Annotated in this window: 16 protein-coding genes; 6 read left to right on the top strand and 10 right to left on the bottom strand. The window is 71.0% G+C overall.

Features of this window, described 5'->3' with window-relative positions:
* Positions 1–16: 16 nt before the first annotated feature.
* The 3 genes from H0S67_RS15535 to H0S67_RS15525 all read right to left on the bottom strand — a co-directional run bounded on the left by H0S67_RS15535 (position 17) and on the right by H0S67_RS15525 (position 2,969).
* Positions 17–931, bottom strand: a complete 915-nt coding sequence (locus H0S67_RS15535) for a serine protein kinase RIO (RefSeq protein ID WP_180933776.1) — start codon at positions 929–931, stop codon at positions 17–19.
* 181 nt (positions 932–1,112) lie between these two features.
* Positions 1,113–2,396 (bottom strand): YeeE/YedE family protein, encoded by a 1,284-nt coding sequence (locus H0S67_RS15530; protein ID WP_180933775.1) that lies wholly within the window; start codon positions 2,394–2,396, stop codon positions 1,113–1,115.
* Between the two features lie 18 nt (positions 2,397–2,414).
* Entirely contained in the window at positions 2,415–2,969 is a 555-nt protein-coding gene (locus tag H0S67_RS15525) for a hypothetical protein (protein ID WP_180933774.1), read from the bottom strand.
* A 443-nt stretch (positions 2,970–3,412) separates the two neighbouring features.
* On the opposite strand from H0S67_RS15525, the gene H0S67_RS15520 reads away from it, so the two are divergent.
* On the top strand, positions 3,413–3,652 hold the full coding sequence (locus H0S67_RS15520; protein WP_180933773.1) for a hypothetical protein: 240 nt from the start codon (positions 3,413–3,415) through the stop codon (positions 3,650–3,652).
* Here the strand turns inward: H0S67_RS15520 and H0S67_RS15515 are convergent.
* The 3 genes from H0S67_RS15515 to H0S67_RS15505 all read right to left on the bottom strand — a co-directional run bounded on the left by H0S67_RS15515 (position 3,645) and on the right by H0S67_RS15505 (position 7,101).
* Positions 3,645–4,136 carry a hypothetical protein gene (locus H0S67_RS15515; RefSeq protein WP_180933772.1) on the bottom strand — a complete coding sequence of 164 codons (492 nt, stop codon included), beginning with the start codon at positions 4,134–4,136 and terminating at the stop codon, positions 3,645–3,647. The genes H0S67_RS15520 and H0S67_RS15515 overlap by 8 nt on opposite strands.
* Positions 4,137–4,257: 121 nt before the next feature.
* On the bottom strand, positions 4,258–5,574 hold the full coding sequence (locus H0S67_RS15510; protein WP_180933771.1) for a hypothetical protein: 1,317 nt from the start codon (positions 5,572–5,574) through the stop codon (positions 4,258–4,260).
* A gap of 183 nt (positions 5,575–5,757) precedes the next feature.
* Positions 5,758–7,101 carry a rhodanese-like domain-containing protein gene (locus tag H0S67_RS15505; RefSeq protein ID WP_180933770.1) on the bottom strand — a complete coding sequence of 448 codons (1,344 nt, stop codon included), beginning with the start codon at positions 7,099–7,101 and terminating at the stop codon, positions 5,758–5,760.
* Between the two features lie 92 nt (positions 7,102–7,193).
* Here H0S67_RS15505 and H0S67_RS15500 point away from each other — a divergent pair, with 92 nt between their 5' ends.
* Positions 7,194–8,642: a M1 family metallopeptidase gene (locus tag H0S67_RS15500; protein ID WP_180933769.1), complete on the top strand. Its 1,449-nt coding sequence runs from the start codon at positions 7,194–7,196 to the stop codon at positions 8,640–8,642.
* On the opposite strand, the gene H0S67_RS15495 is transcribed toward H0S67_RS15500, so the two are convergent.
* From H0S67_RS15495 to H0S67_RS15485, 3 genes are all read right to left on the bottom strand, one after another.
* On the bottom strand, positions 8,554–9,303 hold the full coding sequence (locus H0S67_RS15495) for a dimethylarginine dimethylaminohydrolase family protein (protein WP_343050507.1): 750 nt from the start codon (positions 9,301–9,303) through the stop codon (positions 8,554–8,556). The two genes, H0S67_RS15500 and H0S67_RS15495, sit on opposite strands and share 89 nt — an antisense overlap.
* Before the next feature lie 128 nt (positions 9,304–9,431).
* A complete protein-coding gene (locus H0S67_RS15490; RefSeq protein ID WP_246354787.1) occupies positions 9,432–10,829 on the bottom strand; it encodes an NAD(P)/FAD-dependent oxidoreductase in 1,398 nt (465 codons plus the stop codon).
* Positions 10,814–11,287, bottom strand: coding sequence for an Lrp/AsnC family transcriptional regulator (locus H0S67_RS15485; protein ID WP_180933768.1), 474 nt, complete (start codon positions 11,285–11,287; stop codon positions 10,814–10,816). Before H0S67_RS15485 ends, H0S67_RS15490 begins: the two co-directional genes overlap by 16 nt.
* A gap of 345 nt (positions 11,288–11,632) precedes the next feature.
* On the opposite strand from H0S67_RS15485, the gene H0S67_RS15480 reads away from it, so the two are divergent.
* From H0S67_RS15480 to H0S67_RS15465, 4 genes are read left to right on the top strand one after another with little or no spacing between them, the layout of a single operon-like run.
* On the top strand, positions 11,633–12,757 hold the full coding sequence (locus tag H0S67_RS15480) for a polyamine ABC transporter substrate-binding protein (RefSeq protein ID WP_246354786.1): 1,125 nt from the start codon (positions 11,633–11,635) through the stop codon (positions 12,755–12,757).
* Positions 12,750–13,910: an ABC transporter ATP-binding protein gene (locus tag H0S67_RS15475; RefSeq protein WP_246354785.1), complete on the top strand. Its 1,161-nt coding sequence runs from the start codon at positions 12,750–12,752 to the stop codon at positions 13,908–13,910. The genes H0S67_RS15480 and H0S67_RS15475 overlap by 8 nt, the downstream gene beginning before the upstream one ends.
* A gap of 4 nt (positions 13,911–13,914) precedes the next feature.
* A complete protein-coding gene (locus H0S67_RS15470; RefSeq protein ID WP_180933765.1) occupies positions 13,915–14,775 on the top strand; it encodes an ABC transporter permease in 861 nt (286 codons plus the stop codon).
* Positions 14,772–15,617, top strand: coding sequence for an ABC transporter permease (locus H0S67_RS15465; RefSeq protein ID WP_246354784.1), 846 nt, complete (start codon positions 14,772–14,774; stop codon positions 15,615–15,617). The genes H0S67_RS15470 and H0S67_RS15465 overlap by 4 nt, the downstream gene beginning before the upstream one ends.
* 464 nt (positions 15,618–16,081) lie before the next feature.
* On the opposite strand, the gene H0S67_RS15460 is transcribed toward H0S67_RS15465, so the two are convergent.
* The gene (locus H0S67_RS15460; protein ID WP_180933764.1) at positions 16,082–17,464 is read right to left on the bottom strand and encodes an aspartate aminotransferase family protein; all 1,383 of its coding nucleotides are present in this window, start codon (positions 17,462–17,464) and stop codon (positions 16,082–16,084) included.
* Between the last annotated feature and the right edge of the window lie 44 nt (positions 17,465–17,508).

The following is a 17,508-nucleotide window of genomic DNA, read 5'->3' as shown; positions in this document are numbered from 1 at the left end:
TACGCGCTCGGTGCCCTCAGAACGCGTGCGCCACGAGCTCGCCGAACAGCGCGTGCTCGTCGACCTCGAAACCCTTGCCCCGGAACCACGTGCACACGTTGGTGCAGTCGCGCAGCAGGAAGTCCATGCCCGCGGCGTTGCCGGCGAGGTCGACGATCTGCGGCAGGTCGATGATCACCAGCCGCTCGCCCGCGGCGAGGATGTTGTACGCCGAGAGGTCGCCGTGCACGACCCCGTGCTGGACCATCGTGGCCATGGCCTCGCGCAGCTGGTCGAAGTACGACGCCAGCAGCTCCGGCTCGGGTCGTGTCTGGGCCAGCCGAGGTGCGGTCTCGCCGTCGACGGTGATCCACTCCATCAGGATCTCCGTCCCGTCGATCTGCACGGGGTAGGGGACCGGCAGCCCGATCTCCCAGAAGCGCTTGAGGGCGTCCCACTCCGAGACCGCCCACTCGCCGGCCGCGACGACCTTGCCCCAGGTGCTCTTGCGCTTGAGGGCGCGCTCGTCGCGGGAGCGCTTGGTGCTGCGGCCCTCGGTGTAGGACGCGGCCCGGTGGAAGTTGCGGTGGTCGGTGCCGCGATACCGCTTGGCGGCCATCACGACCCCACCGCCCGGGTCGGCGGGATCGGCCCGCTCGAGCAGGAAGACGTCGGCCTCCTTGCCCGTCTTGAGGATCCCGACCTCGGTGTCGATGGCGCCCTGGGACGTCACCACCCAGTCGGGGCGGGGCTCCGGTCCGCGCGACAGCGGCTCGACACTGAGCCACGTGGACCAGCGCTGGGAGGGGTCGTCGATCTCGTCGTAGGCGGCGAAGTCGAACACGAAGGACGGGTCGATCCCGTCGAGGGCGTCGCCTGCCGAGTCGGGGTCGGGCAGGCGGACGAGGTTGTCAGAGGTGTACTGCTGGTGCTGCGTGAAGTCCTGGGACATCGGTGTGGGTGCTCCATGAGATGAGAGAGAGACGGTCTGCGGACAGGCCGAGGACAGTGATGGACATGTCACGGCTCCTCTCGGTCATGGGCACGGCTGCACGTGGTGCGGCGCCCGGGTCCGACCATGGTGCTGGCCGGTGCCCGGGCGCCGCAAACCATTTAGCGGACGGCTGGCCGTCTCAGCAGACCGAGTCCGTCGGGCGCGGGTTGGTCAGCCCGAAGAGCGGGCGCAGGGCGAGGCCGGCGAAGGTGCCGACCAGTGCCATCACGCCCCACAGCCACCCGTGCAGGCTGAACGACGCGATCCCGCCGAAGTAGGCGCCGATGTTGCAGCCGAACGCGATGCGCGCGCCGTACCCCATCAGGATCCCGCCGAGGACCGCACCCAGCGCGAGCCGGGCGGGGATGCGGCGGTGCACGACGAACGCGCCCGCGGCCGCCGACGCGATCAGCGCGCCGACGATGATGCCGAGGTCCATCACCGACGTCTTCTCGGCGAGGACGCCGGCCTGGTACTTCGCGAGGTTCGCCGGGTCGGTCCAGAACGGCCACGAGAGCACGTCGACGCCGAGGGCGTCGAGGATCTTCGAGCCCCACATGGAGAACGCGAAGGTCACGCCCCACGGGGAGCCCGAGACGAGCAGGGTCAGCACGTTCAGGCCGGCCAGCAGCAGCGCGCCCACCCACAGCGGCCACGAGCCGCGTACGGCGCGTGCGGCGCCCTGGGCGGCGGGCGGCTCCTCGACGGGCGGGACCACTCGTCCGCGCCCGATCACGTAGGTCAGCCCGACGATGGCGGCCATCACCGCCAGCGAGATCGCCCACGCTCCCAGGTAGCCGGCACCGGTGTCCGCGAGCGAGACCGGTGCGTGGCTGGGCAGGTCGTTGGTCCACCACGGGAAGTGCAGCGCCCCGACGACCGAGCCGACGATGAAGCCGGTGAGGGTCAGCAGGATGGCGGTCTGGCCGCTGCCGATCGCGAAGAGCGTGCCCGAGGCGCAGGAGCCGCCCAGCTGCATCCCCACGCCGAACAGGAAGGACCCGACGAAGAGGCCGAACCCGATCGGCGCCAGGGCCGGCGCCGCAGGGAGGTCGCCCCACGAGGCCTGGGTCGCCAGGATCGGCGCGAAGAGGGTGCAGGCGACGGCCAGCATCAGCATGTGGGCCCGCAGCGCCTTGCCCTGCCTGACCGCGACCAGCTGCCGCCAGGCGGAGGTGAACCCGAAGCGGCTGTGGAAAAGCACGAACCCGAGCGCGAGCCCGAGCCCGAACAGCACGGCCGGGATGGTGCCTGAGCGGCTGAAGACGGTGCCGCCGAGCACCAGCGCTGCCAGCAGCCCGGTGATGACCACGCCGGCCTGGGCCGGCGGCGCCTCACGGGCGGTGTCGACGCGGGCGGGGCTGTCGGCCGCCTGGGCGAGGTGGCGCCGGGCGGCGCCACCGGTCCTGTCGGTGAGAGACATGGAGCGTCCTTTCGGTTGTCAGTTGGCCGGTGTGGGAGAACCGACCGGAGTGACCGTGCCGCCCGGGAACCAGGACACCACCGTCTCGTGGTGGTCGTGGTGTCCGGCCGCCGGCATGATGGCCGCCCGCGAGGCCGCGAACAGCTCGAGGGCGTCGGCGTGGTCGCCGTGCCCGGAACGCCAGGCCCGGAAGCCCGACGCGGTGGGAGACTGGCTCGGCAGGAACTTCGCCAGCGTCTGGCTGTACTCCTGGGCGCCCGCGTCACGGATGTCGAAGTCCAGCGGGAGGACGGCGCCCTCCGTCGAGTCGACCACCGCAGGGGTGAGCAGCCAGGGGGCGAGCCAGGTGCCGTCGGAACGGAGCGGCTGCCGGTCCAGGGGCAGGGCGGTCACCCGGCGCAGGCTGCGCGCGGCGTCCGCCCAGCCGCTGACGACCATCAGCGCGCTCCGGCTCCCGGGGTGGGCGCCCGGTTCGACGACCCGCAGTCCGGCCCCGGTGGCGGCGCGGCGTACGACGTCGTACGCCGACCGGCTGCGCACCGACCCGTCGTGCTGCACGGCCAGCTGCTCCACCCCGCGCGTGGCGAGCGTGTCGACGACGGACCGCAGTGCGGTCGCGTCCGCGGAGGAGAGCGAGTCGGCCGGGCAGCCCGCGGAGGGTGCGCCGCCGGCCAGCAGGGAGCCGGTCGTGGCGGCCAGGCACTCGGGCCCGTCGGGCCCCGTCCAGGATCCGGCGTCCGGGGTGGCGGTCCGGTCTCCACCGCGAACGGCACCCGGTGTCGGGGCCCGTGCGTGACGAGCGCCGTGCCGGTGCCTGCGGGGAGGTCCACGACTGCCCAGAGCCCGTCGGTCCCGGGCCGGGGACGGGCCCGGACCAGGTCGTGCTCCGAGGTCCCGACCAGGACCGGCAGGCTGTGGTGGTGCTCGTGCCCGGTGCCGACGGGCGTGCTGTCGACGCGGACCAGGTTGGGCCCCGGCCGCGCCGGGGCGATGGTCACGGTCAGCTCCACGTCGTCGTGGCGCAGCCGCTGGACGGTCGGGACTCCCGGCGTACGGACGCCGCCGAGCACCTGCTGCCCGCCGCTGCGCGCGGACCAGTCACGGACCAGGGCGTTGCCCTCGCGGGGGTCGCCCGCGGTGCCCGTGCCGGCGTACAGGGCCCCGCCCACGACCAGCGCCGCGACGGCGCCGGCCGCGCCGAGCGCGGCCACCCGCGGGCGGGACCGGAGGCCCCGCCCGCGGGTGCTGTCACTTGACGTCGTCATCGGCGGTGACGAAGAGCATCGAGTGCGGCTTCGCCGGGCCCCAGTCGCCGTGCGGCCAAGAGGCGCGGTCGAAGTCGAGGCAGGCCTCGCCCGTGCGCTCGTCGCGGAACTTCTCGTCGAGCGCGAGGGTCTGGTCGGGCTGGACGTCGACCATGCAGACCCGGTGGTCGCCGTTGAGACCGGTGCGGGCCACGAAGTAGTTGGCGTACGCCAGCCGCTTCACGTCCGTGGTCTCGTGGTAGTAGCCGTCGTCCCCGACCTGGAGGTTGTCCAGGGCGCCCCAGTGCGGGCCGCCCTTGGCGGGCAGGGTGTCGACGACCGCCGGGCAGTCGCTCTCGGCCCCGCCCGCGGTGACCTCGTCCAGCGTGTCGATGGTGCACTGCGGGTTCTCCCCGGAGGCCAGCAGCTTCTGGATGTCCAGCTTGAGGATGTACGGCGGGGAGCCGAGGTCGTCGCCGGAGGCCGGACGTCCCACGACCGCGTGGTAGAGGTACTTGTCGTCCAGGCTCGTCTGGAGCCAGCCGCCGTTGCTGCCTCCGCCGTAGTACGTGCTGTTGGGGTCGGTCAGCTTGTTGGAGGTGGTGAGGTCGAAGACCTCACGCCACTGCGGCTGGTCCGCGGTGATGTCGGGCGTGTAGTAGATGGCGCCGCCCCTGCATGGTCTCGGCGAACGCGCCCTTGTGGCCCGGCAGGTTGGTGACCGTGGTCTCCATCGCCGCCCGCGGCTCCTCCTGGTGCGGCACCTTGCCGACGCGCGGGCCGTCCGGGAGGAACGACACCGCCTTGAGCTTCGGGTGGTCGCGGTCGGAGATGTCCCAGGTGCGGACCGTCGGCCGGCGCAGGTAGGAGGACGGGGAGGAGACCGGGTTGAGGATGATGTTCCGCGGCTCGTTGTAGTCGCTGGTCACCAGCGTGTCCAGGTCCTCGCGCGCCTGCACCCCGTGCGGGTTGGCGCAGGTGGGTGACGGCAGCGCCGGGATGTTGTCGCAGCGCTGCTTGGTCTCCGGCGCCTCGGTGGCGGCCGGCGCCTCGTCCACCGTCCGGCCCTCCTTGTCGAGCCGCACGAGCTCGCCGGGCGAGCCGCCGAACCCGTTGCCCACCCGGACGCTCCCGTCGGTGTAGGTGCACGGACCGGGCAGGTCCGGCCCGCCCATGTAGGTGCCGTACGCGTCGCCGTCATGGGTGACCCAGTAGGCGTCCGGCACCGAGCCGCACAGCGTGTCGGTGGGCAGGTTGACCGCCTTGAGCTGCAGCTTCGGCAGCTGCGAGGTGTCCACGACGTAGGTGACGTCGGTGAACAGGCCGCCCGCGAAGATGTTGTTTCCCTTGTGCCAGATGTACTGCATGTGGTGCGGCTCGTTCTCCACCAGCGGGCCGACGGTAGCGGTGTTGACGACCTTGCCGTACGACGGCGAGCCCTTGGTGGCGTCGACCACGGCGAAGAAGTCGGGGCCGACCAGGTCCTTCTGCCCGATCAGGTCGGTGCCGACGGACTTCGGCAGGGTCGTGAGCTCCGCGCCGCTCTTGTCGAGGACGTTGTTGTCGCCGGCCCAGACGACCAGGTACTCGCGGCGGAGGCCGTCGTCGGGGACGGTCCCGCCGGCGTCGCTGCCGCCGAGCCCGCCGGGCAGCGAGGGCAGGTCGAGGCCGTCGAGCACTGAGGTCGGGAGGGTGGTCGTGTCGACGTGGTTCTCCAGCCAGTAGGCCTTGCCGTCCCGGCCCTGGACGGTGGACTTGTCGGTGACGATGCCGGGGGTGGCGCTGAAGAGGCTCTGGAGCAGGGAGCTCGCTCCGGGATCGGTCGAGACCGGTCCGTCGCCGTCCTGGCCGGCAGCGAGCGCCGAGGAGACGGAGGTCCCCTGGAGTCCGGCCGCGAGCCCGAGGGCGACGGCCGCGGCGCCGACGATGCGCAACGTCCGCCGGTTCGGGGTGCGTCTGGTCGATGGTGTGTGCAAGGTGCTTTCCTCCGAGATCGGGGCCCCGTGTGTGCTCGAGAACCGGCGCCCTTGAAAACATTCTTGGTCGATCAACGAACTAGACTTAAAGAGGTCACGACCTCCTTCCCCGTTCCTGCTCGGCGGACCGGTCCCGACGGCTCAGGCCGCGAGGCCCGGCGTGGTCGGGATGGCCAGCTCGGCCACGCGTGCCCAGTCGTCGTCCACGTGGACGACGCTGCGGCCCAGGCGGTGCAGGAGGCTGGCGGCGATGCCGGCGCGGTAGCCCGAGCGGCAGTGCACCCACAGCTCCCCGGCGGGCAGGGTGGCGCCGCGGGTCTCGACGTCCTGGACCGGCAGGTGCAGGGCGCCGGGCAGGTGCCCCGCCTCGTACTCGTCGCGCTGGCGCACGTCCACCACCACCCGCGGCTCCGAGGCCGCCCGGAAGTCGGCCCAGGCGGCGCGGCGGTAGGACGCGGTCAACGGGTCGCCGGCGTCCAGCAGGTGCGTGTCGACCCCGTCGATGCCGATCGCCGCGAGGTCGCGGAGTGCGGGCTCGAGGTCGGTGGGGGAGTCCGTCAGGAGCACGATGTCGTCCTGCCACGGCACCAGCCAACCGACGTACGTCGCGAACTGGGTGCCGTACTCCACGTTGACGGTGCCCGACAGGTGTCCCGAGGCGTACGACGTCCGGTCCCGGAGATCGACGACCCAGCTGCCGCGCAGGATCGCATCGGTGACGTCCTCGGAGGTGACCGCGCGGGCGCTGCGGGGGAGTGCTCGACCGGCTCCGGCGCGGTTCAGGGGTGCCATGTGGCGGTAGTAGGACGGGATCGGACCGAGGCCGGCCACCAGCCGGCTCACGAACTCGTCACGGTCGAGCAGCAGTGCGGGGTTGACCTCCCGCTGTGCGCCGACGGTGAGGTCGCCGTCGGTGCTGCAGGGCGTCGAGCCGGCGCAGAAGCTCCCGAAGCCGTGCGTGGGGTGCAGGCGGGTGGTCGGGTCGAGGCCGCCCAGAAGGCGGGTGCTGGCCCACTGCGCCCGGGCGAGCTCGTGGGTGAGGCGGGCATCCACCAGGTCGGTGCGCCCGACCGTCCCGTGCAGCAGGCTCCCGCCGCTGAAGAGGGCGCCGGGCGCGTCGTGGTGGGTCGCGAGGAAGGACTGGTGGTGGCGGGTGTGGCCGGGCGTCGCGACGACGCGCACCTGCAGCTCACCCACCGGCACGACGTCCCCGTCGCGCACCCCGACCCGCTCGAAGTCGACCCGCTCGTCGGCCGAGAGCAGGTAGTCGGCGCCGTGGCGCCGCGCGAGCCCGAGTGCCCCCGAGACGTAGTCGTTGTGCACGTGGGTGTCGGCGACCGCCGCGATCTCGACGCTCTCGGCCTCGGCCGCGCGCTCGACGGCGGCCAGGTCCCGGGGAGGGTCGACGACGAGGGCGGAGGTGCCGTCGTGGACGAGGTGGCAGCGGTTCCCGAGCTCGGGGACCTCCAGGGTGACGACCTTCATGGCGCTCCTTTGTCTTAAGTACAGTGAATTACTCTACTTAGGACGTGGTGTGGTGTCGACCTCGACATCCCGACCTCCGTTAGGTTCTCGCCGTGACGCCACGTCCCCCGGCCCCGCTCGCGCTGCGCGCGGGCTCCCGTCCGAGGTCGGTGGCTGCTCTGCTCCTCGCCGTGCTCCTGGCGGCGCTGCTGCCCGGGCCGTCGCGCGCCGACGGCACCGCGGCGTACGGCAGCGAGGGGATCGGGGACCCCTACTTCCCGCTCGACGGCAACGGGGGGATCGACGTCCAGCACTACGACGTCCACGACTCCTACCTCCTGCCCGAGCGATGGCTGTCGGGCTGGACCCGCCTGACCGTCCGGGCGACCGACACGCTCGCAGGCTTCCAGCTCGACTTCCTCCTGCCGGTGCAGCAGGTGCTCGTCGACGGCACCCCGGTCGACTGGTCCCGACCGGATGCCCACGAGCTGCGGATCACCGCCGCCGTCGACGCGGGCTCGACCCACGAGGTGCTGGTCCGCTACGCGGGCCGGCCCGACGCGGTCGGCTGGGACGGTGAGCGCAACTGGCTGGCCGACAGCCACGAGGTCGTCACCATGAACCAGCCCCACATGGCCGCCTGGTGGTTCCCCGCCGACGACCATCCGCAGGACAAGGCGACGATGGACGTGCACGTCACGGCCGCCCGCGGGCTGGACGTGATCGCCAACGGGCGCCGCGTCTCCCGCTCCGTCCACGGTCGCCTGGCAACCACGCACTGGAGGTCGGTCGAGCCGATGGCGCCGTACCTCGCCTTCTTCGCCGCCGGCCACTTCGAGGTGCGCCACGGCAGCGACCACGGGCTGCCGTGGCTGGTGGCGGTCTCCGAGCAGATCCCGTCGGCGACCCGCCGGCGCTCGATGCGGCTGATGCTGCGCACGCCGGCGATCGTCCACTGGCTGCAGGGCGAGCTCGGTCGCTACCCGTTCTCCAGCACGGGCGGGTTGACGACCAGCCTCAGCCCCGGCTTCGCGCTCGAGAACCAGACCCGTCCGACGTATCCCGTGCTCGGCTCGGCCGGCGTGACCACCGAGGTGCACGAGCTGGCGCACCAGTGGTTCGGCGACTCGGTGGCGGTGCAGGACTGGCGGGACATCTGGCTCAACGAGGGCGCCGCGACGTTCATGGAGGCGAGGTACGCCGAGACGCACGGCCGCGAGTCCGCCCAGGCCTGGCTCGAAGGGCTCTACGACGACAATCCCGACGGGTCGGCCTTCTGGGACCTCGACGTGGCCGACCCCGGTCCCGACCACCTCTTCGACTGGCAGGTCTACCAGCGCGGCGGGATGACGCTCCAGGCCTTGCGGCACCGCATCGGCGACGACGCCTTCTGGCGGCTGCTGCGCGCCTGGGTGCACGACCGGCGGGGCGGCAACGGCTCGACCGAGGACTTCGTCGCGCTCGCCGGGCAGGTCAGCGGGGAGGACCTGACGGGGTTCTTCCAGGCGTGGCTGCGGGACCCGGCGCGTCCCGCGCGCACCCGCGCCAACGGCCTGCGCTGACCCGGGCGGGCCCTCGGCGCAGGCGCACCGACAGGCAGGTCACGCAGCCCTCGAGCTTCTCGAACTCGCCGATGTCGACGGTGACCACGCGCAGGCCCCGGGCCTCGAGGAGGGCGCGGGAGCGGGGTGCGCTGGAGGACATCAGCACGGTGTCGCCACCCAGGAGCACCACGTGCGAGCCGGGCTCCTCGGGGACCGGCAGGAACGACTCCCACACCGCCGGGTCGTCGACCAGGGGCTCGTAGCCGATGACGGTGCCGTCCGGCAGCGCCGTCAGGGCAGACTTCAGGTGCAGCACCCGGCTGACCGGGACGCCCACCACGGTGGCGCCTTCGGGGCCGAGCAGGTCGGCCAGCTGCTCGACGCCGGACGCGTTGGTGCGCCCACCGAGGCCCACCCACACCTCGGTGGTGCCGGTGCCACGGTGCTTGAGCACGTCGCCACCGTCGAGGGTGCCGGGTGCCTCTATCCGCGCGATCCGGAAGCCGAGCGCGGCCAGCGTCTCCTCGGTGCCGGCCGTCTCCGGCTTGCGCTCGTCGGCCCCCGGCCTGCTGATGACCGCGAGGTCGCCGTGGACCACGACGGTGTCCTCGACGAAGGCTGCGTCCGGGCAGTCGTCGGCCGGGGGCACCTCGACGGTCTCCCACCCCTCGGACCGCAGCGCATCGACGTACCCCTCCCACTGGCGGAGCGCGAGCCCGGTCGACCGGGGTGCGGGCGAGGTGCGTCAGCAGGCCGTCGGCGAGGCGAGGGCTCGGGCGTCGTACCAGCGCGCGGGGGCTCATCGGCCTAGCCACCCAGCAACGGGGCCACGGCCCGCGCGACCAGGCTCGGGTGACGGGTCAGCCGCTCCTCCGTGTCGGCAAGGGTCATCGCCCTCAGCCCGGCGTTGATGCCCAGCCAGCGCAGCGGCTCCGGCTCCCAGCGCCGCGAGTGGTGGTCGACCCACGGCAGCGTCGTCAGCTCGGTGTCGCGACCCAGGACGAGGTCGCGCAGCGTCCGGCCGGCGAGGTTGGTCGTGCTGACGCCGTCGCCGACGTACCCGCCCGCCCAGGCCAGGCCGGTGCCGCGGTCGTGCCCGACCGAGGCGCACCAGTCGCGCGGAATGCCGAGTGCGCCGCCCCAGGCGTGCGTCACCCGGGTGCCGGACAGCGCGGGCAGCAGCTCGAGCAGTGCGGCGTAGAGCTTCATGAAGACGCGCTCGTCACGGTCGAACTCGGGTCGGATCCGCGAGCCCGCGTGGTACGGCGCGCCGCGGCCCCCGAAGACGATCCGGTCGTCGGCGGTGCGCTGGCCGTAGACGATGAGGTGGCGGTGGTCGGTGAACGTCTCCCGTCGGGCGAGGCCGATCTGCCGCCAGGTCTCCTCGGGCAGCGGCTCGGTGGCGATGACCAGGGAGTAGACCGGGACCACGGCGCGCGCATGACCCGGCAGCCCGGGCGTGTAGCCCTCGGTGGCGCGCACGACCGTCCCGGCCCGGACCACGCCGTGCTCGGTGCGAACCCGGCCGGCCTCGATGTCGGTGACACGGGTGCGCTCGTAGATGCGGACGCCGCGACGCTCGACCGCCTCGGCCAGCCCACGCACCAGGCGGCCGGGGTGGAGTGCCGCGCAGTCGGGGGTGTACGTCGCGCCCACGGTCCCGGCGCCGCCGAGCACCGCCGTGGCCTCCCGGGCGTCGAGCAGCCGGACGTCGTCCTCGTCGCGTCCCCACTCGCGTGCCGCGCGCACCTCCTCGCGGGCGCGCCGCCACTGGGCCCGGCTGCGCGCGAGCGTGATCGTGCCGCCCTTGGCCAGGTGGGCGTCGATGCCCTCGGCCGCCGCCACGCGGGCCACCTCGTCGACGCTCTCGCGCATGGCCCGGTGCTGGGCCAGGGCCCCGTCCCGGTCCGACAGGGCGGCGAGCGAGGGAAGTGAGGCGGGGAAGAGTGCCGAGCACCAGCCGCCGTTGCGCCCCGAGGCGCCGAAGCCTGCGACCTCGGCCTCGAGCACCGCGATCCGCAGGGATGGATCGGCCTCGGCGAGGTAGTAGGCGGTCCACAGTCCGGTGTAGCCGGCGCCCACGACCGCGACGTCCACGTCGAGGTCGCCCGGGAGCGAGGCGCGGGGAGTCCAGTCGCCGCCAGCGCTCTCGTGCCAGAACGAGAGCCGGTCGTAGCGGGGGGTCGGCCTCAGCGGACGCCCCACGAGTAGGTCTGCTTGCGCAGCCGCAGGTACATGAACGTCTCCGTGGCGGCAACGCCCTCGATGGCACGCAGACGGCAGGAGATCAGCTCGAGCAGGTGCTCGTCGCTCTCGCACACCACCTCGACGAGGAGGTCGTAGGCGCCGGCGGTCACCACGACGTAGTCGACCTCGCTGAGCTCGGCGATCTTGTCGGCGACCGGCTCGAGCGGACCCGTGACCTTCACGCCGACCATCGCCTGGCGGGCGAACCCGAGCTCCAGGGGGTCGGTGACGGCCACGATCTGCATGACGCCGCTGTCGATGAGCCGTTGCACGCGTTGCCGGACGGCTGCCTCGGAGAGGCCGACGACCTTGCCGATCGCGGCGTACGACCGTCGACCGTCCTGCTGGAGCTGCTCGACGATCGCCTTGGACACCTCGTCGAGCTGGATCGGCGGGCGGTCGGGCTTGCGGTTCATGCGACGAATGCTTGCAGGGGAGGGGCGGCCGGTCAAAGAATTCGGCGCTCTTCGCGATGGATTTCGTCGCGTGCGGAGGTCGATCGACGGGATCCCTCGTCACGAGGCGCCGTTGCTGAGGGCACGAACGCCCCCCGAGGCGGGCTGGCCCGACACATTTTGGGGATCCGGACAAAGGATTTCGTTGCGTAGATGTTTCGGATCGACGGGATCGCTTGTCGGAGGGGGGCAGGCATGGCACGATCCGTTCATCGAGGGGGACCGCTCGAAGGGAGTTCGATGACGCCGGACACGCCGAACGGCCGAGGGATGTCTCGCCGTGGCCTGATCCAGGGAGCAGGTGGGGTGGCCTTCGTGGGCGCCAGCCTGGCGGCCCTCAAGCTGCCGTTCTTCGCCACCTCGGGCGCGCAGCAGGACCCCGCCCAGTGCCGGGCCACTGACAGCTCGGCCTCCGACAGGAACCTGGTCGTCTCCAACTGGCCCGCGTACATCGACCCGAAGAAGAAGTCGACCTCGACCCTCCAGGTCTTCGAGGACCGGACCGGGATCAGCGTCTCCTACACCGACGACGTCAACGACAACGCCGAGTTCTACGCCAAGGTGAAGAACCAGCTGGCCTCCTGCCAGCCGATCAACCGCGACATGATCATCCTGACCGACTGGATGGCGGCCCGGATGATCGGTCTGGGCTGGATCCAGCCGCTGGACGCGGCCAAGGTGCCCAACCTCCACAAGAACCTGATCGAGCCGCTGCGGAACCGCCAGTGGGACCCCAAGCTGCAGTACCACGCACCGTGGCAGAGCGGCCTGACGGGCATCGCCTACAACGCGTCGAAGACCCAGCACGTGGGCAGCTTCGAGGAGCTGATCACCCGCTCGGACCTCAAGGGACGGATCACCCTGCTCAGCGAGATGCGCGACACGATGGGCTTCATGCTCAAGGTCGTCGGCGCCAACCCGAGCAAGTTCACCTCCGCGCAGTGGGGCAACGCCATCGACAAGCTGCAGGGCGCGGTGGACGCCGGCCAGGTGCGGGCGTTCACCGGGAACGAGTACATCCAGGACCTCGCGGCGGGCAACATCGTCGCCTGCGAGGCGTGGTCGGGCGACGTGATCCAGGCGCAGTTCGACAATCCCGACATCAAGTTCGTGACGCCCGAGGAGGGGCTGTCGCTCTGGAGCGACAACATGATGGTGCCCAACCTCGCGCAACACCAGTCCAACGCCGAGGCGTGGATCAACTACTACTACGAGCCCGAGGTCGCGGCGAAGCTCGCAGCCTGGGTCAACTACATCTGTCCTGTCGAGGGTGCTCGGCAGGAGATGGAGAAGATCGACCCGTCCCTGGTGGACAACCAGCTCATCTTCCCAGACGAGAAGACGCTCTCGGTGGCCTTCGACTTCATGCCGCTCGACGACCGCCAGACGGTCGAGTACGAAAGGGACTGGTCCGATGTCACAGGTGGCTGAGCAGGACAAGACCGCGGCGTCCGGAGGTGAGGACTTCGACGGGCTCCGGTTGCGGCAGGTGACCAAGTCGTTCGGGGCCTTCACTGCCGTGGACGACCTCGACCTCGACATCCCGAACGGGTCGTTCTTCGCCCTCCTCGGGCCCTCCGGGTGCGGCAAGACGACCACCCTGAGGATGGTGGCCGGTCTGGAGATCCCCACCTCGGGGTCCATCACGCTGGGCGGTGACGACATCACGTTCGCCAAGCCCTACCGGCGACCGGTCAACACCGTCTTCCAGAGCTACGCGCTCTTCCCGCACCTCGACATCTTCGAGAACGTCGCGTTCGGGCTGCGGCGGCGCAAGAAGTCGGACGTCGAGGCGCAGGTGAACAAGATGCTCGAGCTGGTGGAGCTGACCAGCCAGGCGCGCAAGAAGCCGGCCCAGCTCTCCGGAGGCCAGCAGCAGCGGGTCGCGCTGGCGAGGGCGCTGATCAACGAGCCCCAGGTCCTGCTGCTGGACGAGCCCCTCGGGGCCCTGGACCTCAAGCTGCGCCGCTCGATGCAGATCGAGATCAAGCGGATCCAGAACGAGGTCGGCCAGACCTTCGTGCACGTCACCCACGACCAGGAGGAGGCCATGACCATGGCCGACACGGTCGCGGTGATGAACCGGGGGGTGATCGAGCAGATGGGCTCGCCGTCCGACCTCTACGAGAATCCCCGCTCGACGTTCGTGGCCAACTTCCTGGGCCAGTCCAACCTGATCGAGGGAGCGGTGACCCATCGCTCGGCCGACCTCGTCACCGTCGACATGCACGGCATCGGGGTGTCGATCCCGGTGGCGCGTGCCCACGCCGACGGTGACAGGGGCTGGGTCGGGATCCGGCCGGAGAAGGTGCTGATCGGTGAGCTGGGCGAGGAGCTCGACGCGCCGGGCAACAGCGTGCCGGGTGGCGTGGTGACCGACGTCAGCTTCGTCGGCGTCAGCACCCAGTACCTCGTACGGATGCCGTGGGGCCAGGAGCTCCAGGTCTTCCAGCAGAACACCGGGCACCGCCGCCTGTTCCGGCAGGGCGAGCAGGTGGAGCTGTCCTGGCGGCCGGAGTACGCCTTCCTGCTCGACTACAGCCAGGACGCCGCTGCCGGTGCGCAGCGCGGCGCCGAGGACTGACGCGATGAGCGACTTCCAGCGCCGACGGGGAGCGGTCGGCTACCTGCTGCTCATCCCCGCCGCGCTGTGGCTGGTGCTGTTCTTCGTGGTGCCGTTCTACTCGCTGCTGGCGACGAGTCTGTACGACCCGTCGGGCTCGGACTTCCGCGGCTACCAGATGACCTACGAGTGGAGCAACTACACGCACGCGCTCCAGGACTACTGGCAGCCGCTGGTCCGGTCCCTGATCTACGGTGGCGTGGCCACGTTGCTGTGCCTGCTGCTCGGCTACGTCCTCGCCTACGCGATCGCGTTCAAGGCCGGGCGCTGGAAGAACCTCCTGCTCGTCCTGGTCATCGCCCCGTTCTTCACCAGCTTCCTGGTGCGGACGCTGTCCTGGAAGCTGATCCTGGCCGACGACGGCATCGTGGTGAACACCCTGCAGGCCGTGCACCTGCTCGGTCCCGACGGCCGGCTGCTGGCGACGCCGGTGGCCGTCATCGCCGGTCTGACCTACAACTTCCTGCCGTTCATGGTGCTCCCGCTCTTCGCCAGCATCGACAAGATCGACCACCGCCTGATCGAGGCGTCGGGCGATCTCTACGCCAACCCGGTCGTGGGCTTCTTCAAGGTCACCTGGCCGCTGTCGCTGCCCGGCGTGGTCTCCGGAACGCTGCTGACGTTCATCCCGGCCGTCGGTGACTTCATCAACGCCCAGCTCCTCGGCAGCCCCAACCAGCGCATGGTCGGCAGCGTGATCCAGAGCCTGTTCACCGACGCGAACGACTACCCGGCCGCGGCCGCGCTGTCGATGATCCTGATGGTGCTGATCGTCGCCATGGTGCTGGTCTACATCCGCCGCGCAGGGACGGAGGAGCTGCTGTGACCGGACGCTGGATCCGCGACCACCTGGTCCTGATGCTGGGCCTGCTGGTTCTCGCCTACACGTTCATCCCGATCGCGGTCGTGGTCCTGATGAGCTTCAACGCCCCGCAGAGCCGGCTGATCTACCGCTTCGACGGCTTCACCATGCACAACTGGCTCAACCCCTGCGAGGACCCGAGCATGTGCCAGGCGCTCGGCCGCAGCATCGAGATCGGGTTGGCCGCCACGATCGTGGCCACGATCCTGGGCACCTTGGCGGCGTTCGCCCTGGTCCGTCACGACTTCGCGGGGCGCTCCGCGTCCAACCTGCTGATCTTCCTGCCGATGGCCTCGCCGGAGATCGTGATGGGGTCCTCGCTGCTGGCGCTCTTCGTCGCCTCGGGCCTCGGTGGTCAGCTGGGCTTCTGGACGATCCTGGTCGCGCACATCATGTTCTGCCTGTCCTTCGTGGTGGTCACCGTCCGGGCCCGGCTGGCCGGCCTCGACGACAACCTGGAACAGGCCGCCATGGATCTCTATGCGACGCCGTCCCAGACGTTCTGGCGGGTGACCTTCCCGCTGGTGTTCCCGGGCATCCTCGGCGCCGCGCTGCTGAGCTTCTCGCTCTCCTTCGACGACTTCATCATCACCAACCTCAACGCCGGCAACACCACGACCTTCCCGATGTACGTCTGGGGTGTCGCCCAGCGCGGGGTGCCGATGCAGGTCAACGTCGTCGGCACCGTGATGTTCCTGATCTCGATCGCGATCGTGCTCGCGGGGGAGCTGCGCAACCGGCAACGTGCCAAGGGCCTCACCGCCCCCACCGTCGCCGAGGACCTCGCCGTGCAGCGCGCCTCCTGACCGGCCGCCGACTGCAGGACTCCCCGGCTGGCCGGTGACTCCTGCGCTTGTCGGCCAGTGCAACGGCCGACAAGCACCAGACCTGGCCGACAAGCTGGCTGCTCGAGGACAGATCCGCCGTACAGGGCCACCGGACCGCGTCGGCTGCAGGACTCCCCGGCTGGCCGGTGACTCCTGCGGTTGTCGGCCAGTGCAACGGCCGACAAGCACCAGACCTGGCCGACAAGCTGGCTGCTCGAGGGCAGATCCGCCGTACAGGGCCACCCGTCGGCGCCGGCTGCAGGACTCCCCGGCTGGCCGGTGACTCCTGCGCTTGTCGGCCAGTGCAACGGCCGACAAGCACCGGACCTGGCCGACAACCTCGGGGCCCGTCGAAGGCCGGATCTGTCCGCGTGCCCGGGCCCATGCACGACCGAGCCCCGCAACCGGAACGGGCTGCGGGGCCGGTACGGCGGGTCGCCGGGTCAGAGCAGCGAGTAGGCCTTGTCGAGCACCACCCGGAGGATCTGCTCGATCTCGTCGAAGTGCTCCTGGTCGCAGATGAGCGGGGGAGCCAGCTGGACGACCGGGTCGCCGCGGTCGTCGGCGCGGCAGTAGAGGCCCTCGTCGAAGAGCGCCTTGGACAGGAAGCCGCGCAGCAGCTTCTCGGACTCGGCCTCGTCGAAGGTCTCCTTGGTGGCCTTGTCCTTGACGAGCTCGATCCCGTAGAAGTAGCCGTCGCCACGCACGTCGCCGACGATCGGGAGGTCGTTCAGCTTCTCCAGGGTCGCGCGGAAGGCGCCCTCGGTGGCGCGGACGTGCTCGTTGACCTTCTCGTTCTCGAAGATGTCGAGGTTGGCCATCGCGACCGCGGTCGAGACCGGGTGGCCGCCGAAGGTGTAGCCGTGGGCGAACGACTCGTGCCCGGTCAGGAAGGGCTCCGTCAGGCGGTCGCTGGCGATCATCGCGCCCAGCGGGGAGTATCCCGAGGTGAGCCCCTTGGCGCAGGTGATGATGTCGGGCTGGTAGCCGTAGCGCTCCGCGCCGAACATGTGGCCCAGGCGCCCGAAGGCGCAGATGACCTCGTCGGAGACCAGCAGCACGTCGTACTCGTCGCAGATCTCGCGCACCCGCTGGAAGTAGCCGGGGGGCGGCGGGAAGCAGCCGCCGGAGTTCTGCACCGGCTCGAGGAAGACCGCCGCGACGGTCTCGGGGCCCTCGAACTCGATCGCCTCCGCGATCCGGTTGGCGGCCCACTGGCCGAACGCGTGCTCGTCGTGGGGGCCTAGGTAGGAGGTCTCCTCGGACCGGTAGAAGTTCGTGTTCGGGACCCGGAACGTCGAGGGCACCAGCGGCTCGAACGGCGCCTTCATCCCGGGCAGGCCGGTGATCGACAGCGCCCCCTGCGGGGTGCCGTGGTAGGCGATCGCCCGGCTGATCACCTTGTGCTTGGTGGGCTTGCCGGTCATCTTGAAGAACTGCTTGGCCAGCTTCCAGGCGCTCTCGACCGCCTCACCACCACCGGTGGTGAAGAAGACGCGGTTCAGGTCGCCCGGCGCGTAGCGGGCGACCCGCTCGGCGAGCTCGATCGCCGTCGGGTGCGCGTAGGACCACAGCGGCATGAACGCCAGCTCGCGGGCCTGCTTCGCGGCCGCGTCGGCGAGCTCGGCCCGCCCGTGCCCGAGCTGCGAGACGAACAGCCCGGCCAGCCCGTCGAGGTAGCGCTTTCCCTGGGCGTCCCAGATGTAGGCGCCCTCGCCCCGGACGATGACGGGCACGTCCGAGTTCTCGTAGGTGGAGTGGCGCGTGAAGTGCATCCACAGGTGGTCCTTGGCGGCCTGCTGCAGGTGGTCGTAGTCCGGGTGCATACCCCCCATCGTGGTCAATGACGGCCGGTTGGGCAAGTGAATCC

This window comes from Nocardioides ungokensis (genome assembly GCF_013466985.1).
GTDB lineage: Bacteria > Actinomycetota > Actinomycetes > Propionibacteriales > Nocardioidaceae > Nocardioides > Nocardioides ungokensis.
This window is presented reverse-complemented; position numbering and strand designations above follow the sequence as displayed.

Excerpts from the sequence above, each read along its gene's own strand:
- H0S67_RS15470 (WP_180933765.1), top strand. The coding sequence starts at position 13,915 with ATGAGCGACTTCCAGCGCCGACGGGGAGCGGTCGGCTACCTGCTGCTC.
- H0S67_RS15505 (WP_180933770.1), bottom strand. The coding sequence starts at position 7,101 with ATGAAGGTCGTCACCCTGGAGGTCCCCGAGCTCGGGAACCGCTGCCAC.
- H0S67_RS15530 (WP_180933775.1), bottom strand. The coding sequence starts at position 2,396 with ATGTCTCTCACCGACAGGACCGGTGGCGCCGCCCGGCGCCACCTCGCC.
- H0S67_RS15485 (WP_180933768.1), bottom strand. The coding sequence starts at position 11,287 with ATGAACCGCAAGCCCGACCGCCCGCCGATCCAGCTCGACGAGGTGTCC.
- H0S67_RS15460 (WP_180933764.1), bottom strand. The coding sequence starts at position 17,464 with ATGCACCCGGACTACGACCACCTGCAGCAGGCCGCCAAGGACCACCTG.
- H0S67_RS15535 (WP_180933776.1), bottom strand. The coding sequence starts at position 931 with ATGTCCCAGGACTTCACGCAGCACCAGCAGTACACCTCTGACAACCTC.